General features: G+C 75.6%; 6 protein-coding genes. 4 read left to right on the top strand and 2 right to left on the bottom strand.

The features are described 5' to 3' along the window. Both AB0L40_RS26445 and AB0L40_RS26440 read right to left on the bottom strand, forming a co-directional pair. Positions 1 to 937 (bottom strand): hypothetical protein (locus AB0L40_RS26445; protein ID WP_364361576.1); only part of this gene is annotated, 937 nt, incomplete at its 3' end. 2 nt (positions 938 to 939) lie between these two features. Further along, the gene (locus AB0L40_RS26440; RefSeq protein WP_364361574.1) at positions 940 to 1,668 is read right to left on the bottom strand and encodes a uracil-DNA glycosylase; all 729 of its coding nucleotides are present in this window, start codon (positions 1,666 to 1,668) and stop codon (positions 940 to 942) included. Between the two features lie 228 nt (positions 1,669 to 1,896). On the opposite strand from AB0L40_RS26440, the gene AB0L40_RS26435 reads away from it, so the two are divergent. From AB0L40_RS26435 to panB, 4 genes are read left to right on the top strand one after another with little or no spacing between them, the layout of a single operon-like run. Continuing rightward, on the top strand, positions 1,897 to 2,712 hold the full coding sequence (locus tag AB0L40_RS26435) for a DUF2520 domain-containing protein (RefSeq protein WP_364361572.1): 816 nt from the start codon (positions 1,897 to 1,899) through the stop codon (positions 2,710 to 2,712). Continuing rightward, complete coding sequence (panC, locus tag AB0L40_RS26430; RefSeq protein WP_364361570.1) at positions 2,706 to 3,644, top strand: pantoate--beta-alanine ligase; 939 nt, start codon at positions 2,706 to 2,708, stop codon at positions 3,642 to 3,644. The genes AB0L40_RS26435 and panC overlap by 7 nt, the downstream gene beginning before the upstream one ends. Before the next feature lie 3 nt (positions 3,645 to 3,647). Then, the gene (gene panD / locus AB0L40_RS26425; protein ID WP_364361568.1) at positions 3,648 to 4,058 is read left to right on the top strand and encodes an aspartate 1-decarboxylase; all 411 of its coding nucleotides are present in this window, start codon (positions 3,648 to 3,650) and stop codon (positions 4,056 to 4,058) included. A gap of 47 nt (positions 4,059 to 4,105) precedes the next feature. After that, positions 4,106 to 5,035 carry a 3-methyl-2-oxobutanoate hydroxymethyltransferase gene (gene panB / locus AB0L40_RS26420; RefSeq protein WP_364361566.1) on the top strand — a complete coding sequence of 310 codons (930 nt, stop codon included), beginning with the start codon at positions 4,106 to 4,108 and terminating at the stop codon, positions 5,033 to 5,035. Positions 5,036 to 5,102 lie beyond the last annotated feature (67 nt).

Genomic DNA, 5,102 nt, shown 5'->3' with positions numbered 1-5,102 from the left:
GAGGAAGGGCAGCGAGCGCCCGAGGTTGAGGACCGCCCCCAGGGCGCGGTGCACGGGCGGGTTCGGGGCGAGCCCGTCCGGCCCGGTGTTGTGCATGGAGCACGTCGACCGTCCAGAAGAGGAGGTCGAAGAGCAGCGACAGGACGAGCAGCGCGAGCGCCGCGAGGCCCTGTCGGCGGCGGCTCGCGCCCTCGGCCGCCAGCACCGCCCCGAGGACGCCCGCGACGAAGACGTCGCCGTAGCCCATGGAGGCGTAGCCGAACTGCACGAACTGCAGCCGGGGCAGGTCCGCCGCCGGGACCGCGGCGTTCAGCGCGTCGTTGGGCCGCTCGAGGCCGCCGGAGAAGACGAGGATCGCGTCGATCACGGCCATCGCCACCAGCGCGATGCGAACCCACGCCAGCGGCGGGACGGCCTCCAGGACGCGGCCGGTCGCGGCCCGCAGCCTCCCGGCCACCCGGTGCGCGGCCCCCGGTGCCGGGGCCGCCGCGTCGGGCACCGGCACGCCGCCGACGACCCCGACGAGCAGCCGCCCGAGCGTCACGCAGCTGAGCGCGGTGATCAGGAGCGCGGCCGCCTGGCCGGCCCGCTCGCCCTCGAAGGCGATCGCGACGACCAGCGCGGGGACCGCCAGGACGGCCAGCCAGGGCCGGGCGCCGCGCGCCCCCCAGCCGACCGCCGCGGCCGCCAGCGGGGGCGTCGCGACCAGCGCGAGCCACGTCAGCCCCTGCGCGGCGCCGGGCAGCACGGCGAGGACGCCGACCACGACGGCGATCGACAGCGGGAGCACGAGCGACCACGCCCGGCCGGCGAAGCGCCGTGCGAACGGCGGCAGGCCCGCCGCGGGCAGCGCCACCAGGGCGGCCTGCGTGGCGACGAGCACGACGTTCCACCACGAGTAGGGGAGCGGGCCGATGGTCAGGAGCGGGGGCGTCACGGTCAGAACAGCCCGAGCTGGGCGGGGCCCTCGTCCTCGGGCGCGTCGCCCGCGGTCTCGGTCTCGGCGGCCGGCGGGGCCTCCTCGGCCGCGCGCGGCGGCTCGGGCTGGGGCGGCGGGGGCAGCTCGACGAGGCCCGGCAGCAGCGCGAGGTCGCGTCGCATGAGGTCCACGTGGCTGCGCTGGTAAAGCGCCGCGACCGGGTGGTGGACCGGCAGCAGGCGCACCGTCCGCGTCCCGAGGGTGCGGATCTCGACGCGCCCCCGCACGGCCTTGATGCTCGCGGGGTCCTCGCGCAGGAGCTTCGTCGCGAAGTTGCCCAGCGTGCAGACGACCCGCGGCCGGACGAGCTCGATCTGGCCGAGCAGGTACGAGCGGCAGTGCGCGAGCTCCTCCACCAGCGGGTCGCGGCCCGACGGCGGGCGGCACTTCAGCGCGGTCGTCACGTAGACGTCCTCGCGGCGCAGCCCGACCTCCGCCAGCAGCTCGGTCAGCAGCCGACCGGGCGCGCCGACGAGCGGCAGGCCCTGCTGGTCCTCGTTCTGGCCCGGCGACTCGCCGACGAAGAGGACGTCGGCGTCGGGATCCCCCGCGCCGAACACGACCGTCGTCCGGGCGGCCGCCAGCTGGGGGCAGCGGCGGCAGCCCCGGGCCTCGTCCCGCAGCGCGGCGAGGCGCGCGCGGCGCTCCGCGACGGTCGGCGGCACGGAGGTGGGCGGGGTCGATCCCACGGGGACGAGGCTATCGGGCGCCGCGCCCGGCGGCGGCGGGCGGGGCCCCTGGCGCGCGAGTGAAACCTCGGATTCCTGACCTGATTTCACTCCGTTGCGATCCTCGTGCGGAGTGCTACAACTCAAGGAGGCCGTCACCACGAATGTGGGACGTACCCCTGCAGCACCCCGCACCACACCCTCTTGCACGCGACCGGCATCCCCATGGGAGCTGGACCGGAGACCCTGATGGACTCGTGTCCACGCGCATCGGACGATGCGCCCACCCCCCGATCCTCCGTCGTTGGACGGGGACGACTCGGCACCGCGCTCGCCCGGCGCCTCGCCGAGGCCGGCTGGTCGGTCTCGGGCCCGCACGGTCGTGGGCACGACGGCGGTGACGCGGACCTCGTCCTGCTCTGCGTCCCCGACGCGGCCATCGCGGACGCCGCGGCGGCCATCGCCCCGCGCGACGGCCGCCTCGTCGGCCACTGCTCCGGCGCGACCACGCTCGCCCCGCTCGCCCCGCACGAGGCGCTCTCCCTGCACCCGCTGATGACCGTCACCGGCCCCGACAGCGTCCTCGCCGGCGCCCCCTGCGCCGTCGCCGGCGCCACCGACCGCGCGCGCTCCGCCGCCGAGGCCCTCGCTGCCGCTCTGGGGATGCGCGCGATCCGCGTCGACGACGCCGACCGCGCCGCGTACCACGCCGCCGCGTCGGTGGCCGCGAACTACCTCCTCGCCGTCGAGGACCTCGCCGACCGCGTCGCGGCGGGCGCCGGACTCGACCGCGCCGCCCTCGGCCCGCTCGTGCGCGCGGCCGTGGACGGCTGGCAGGACCGCGGGGCGGCGCAGGCGCTCACGGGGCCCGTCGCGCGCGGGGACGAGGCGACGGTCGCCCGGCAGCGCGCCGCGCTCGCCGACCGCCTCCCCGCCGCCGACCTCGAGCTCTTCGACGCCCTGACCGCCGCGACGGCCCGCCTGGCCGAGCGCGCGCACCGCGACGTCGCGTCGCGCGCCGGCGCGGAGCAGGCGCGGGTGGCCGCGGGGAGCGCGTCGTGCTGATCATCCGCACCGTCGCGGAGCTGCGCGCGCACGTGCGCGGGCTGCGCGCCAAGGGCCACATCATCGGGCTCGTCCCGACGATGGGGGCGCTGCACGACGGGCACGTGTCGCTGATCGCGGCCTCGTCGCTGCGGGCGACCAGCACGATCGTGTCGCTGTTCGTCAACCCGCGGCAGTTCGGTGACGCGTCCGACCTCGCCGGCTACCCGCGGACGGAGGAGGACGACGCCGCCCGGGCGCAGGCCGCCGGGGCCGCCGTCCTCTTCGCCCCGTCGGTCGGCGAGGTCTACCCCGACGGCTACAGCGCCGAGGTCCGGATCTCGGGCCCGCTGACCGAGCGCCTCGAGGGCGCCCACCGCGGCCCCGAGCACTTCCACGGCGTGACGACGGTCGTCACGAAGCTCCTGAACATGGTCGCCCCCGACGTCGTCTTCTTCGGCGCCAAGGACGCCCAGCAGGTGCTCGTCGTGCGCCGCCTGGTCCGCGACCTGAACCTGCCGGTCGACGTCGTCGCGCTGCCGACGGTGCGCGAGGCCGACGGCCTGGCCCTGTCGAGCCGCAACGTCCGCCTCTCGTCCGCCGATCGCCGCCGCGCCGTCGCGATCCCGCGCGCGATCGCCGCGGTCGTCGAGGCCTACCGCGCCGGCGAGCTCGACGTCCCGGCGCTGACCGCCCGCGCGACCGCGGTGCTGGCCGACGCCGGCCTGACCGCCGAGTACGTCGCGATCGCCGATCCCGCGACGCTCGAGCCCCGCGCCGTCGTCGACGGCCCCGCGCTCCTGGCGCTCGCCGTCCCGGTCGGGCCGGTCCGGTTGATCGACAACACGCTCCTCTCCCCCGTCCTCGCCGACTCCCCCGTCCCCGCGCTCTCCGGCGCCGGACGGACCGGAGGCTACGTCCAGCAGGTCCCGCAGTCCCCCGAGAAGGGTTGATCCATGCAGCGCACGATGCTCAAGTCCAAGATCCACCGGGCGACGGTGACCGACTCCGACCTGCACTACGTCGGCTCGATCACGGTCGACCCCGACCTGCTCGAAGCGGCCGACATCCTCGTCCACGAGCAGGTCGCCGTCGTGAACGTCGACAACGGCGCCAGGTTCGAGACCTACACGATCGTCGGCGAGCGCGGCTCGGGCGAGGTCAAGGTCAACGGCGCCGCCGCCCGCCTCGTCCACAAGGGCGACACCATCATCGTCATCAGCTACGCGCAGTACACGCGCGAGGACCTCGAGCACTACGAGCCGGTCGTGGTGCACGTCGAGCGCGGCACCAACCGGATCATCGACGTCGACGACGCCGTCGCGACGCTCCTCACCGAGACCGACCGGGTGAGCACGGTCGCCTAGGCGCCCGCGCTCCCGCACCCTCACCCCTCCACACCGGAGACCACGTCATGTCCGCCAGCCCCCGCACCGTCGTGAACACCACCATCGACCGTGCCCCCGTCACCGTGACCTCGCTGCTCGAGCTCAAGCAGCAGGGCCGCAAGTCGGTCATGGTGACCGCCTACGACTACCCCTCGGCCGTCGTGGCCGAGCAGGCCGGCGTCGAGATGGTCCTCGTCGGCGACAGCGCCGCGACGACCGTCCTCGGCCTCGACTCCACCGTGCCCGCCACGATGGAGGAGCTGCTGATGCTCGGCCGCGCCGTCCGCCGCGGCCTGAAGGCCACGTTCATGGTCTCCGACCTGCCGTTCGGCTCGTACGAGGCGTCGGACTACGACGCCGTCAAGAGCGCCCAGCGGTTCGTCAAGGAGGCCGGCGCCCAGGCGGTCAAGCTCGAGGGCGGCGGCGTCATGATCGACCGCGCCCGCGCGATCGTCAACGCCGGCATCCCGGTCGTCGGCCACCTCGGCCTGACGCCGCAGACGGCCAGCGCGCTCGGCGGCCTGCGGGCCCAGGGCAAGAAGGCCGAGCAGGCCGCGCAGATGGTCCTCGACGCCCTCGCGCTCCAGGACGCCGGCTGCTGCGCGATCGTGCTCGAGGCCATCCCGGCGGCGGTCGCCGAGGAGCTCATGCCGCTGATCGAGATCCCCGTCATCGGCATCGGGGCCGGCGCCTCCACCGACGGCCAGGTGCTCGTGTGGCACGACCTGCTCGGGCTGCTGGAGGGCCACACCGCGAAGTTCGTCAAGCAGTACTCGCACCTGCACGACGACATGCTCACCGCGGTCCGCTCGTACGCCGAGGAGGTCCGCGACGGCGTCTTCCCCGGCCGCGAGCACACCTACGCGATCCCGCCGGAGGAGCTCCAGCGGTTCCAGGGCTCCCTCGCCCAGATCCACGGCGCCGAGCCGTCGGCCGTCGAGGGTCACCCGGCCTGAGCGCCGGTCCGCCCGTCCCGGCCCGCGGCCGCCCCGGCCCGCGGGCCGACGAAGGTGCGGATGTCGA

Source organism: Patulibacter sp. NPDC049589, assembly GCF_040675535.1.
Taxonomy (GTDB): Bacteria; Actinomycetota; Thermoleophilia; order Solirubrobacterales; family Solirubrobacteraceae; genus Patulibacter.
Note: the sequence above shows the minus strand (reverse complement) of the source record. Positions and strands in the feature narration are given on the sequence as shown.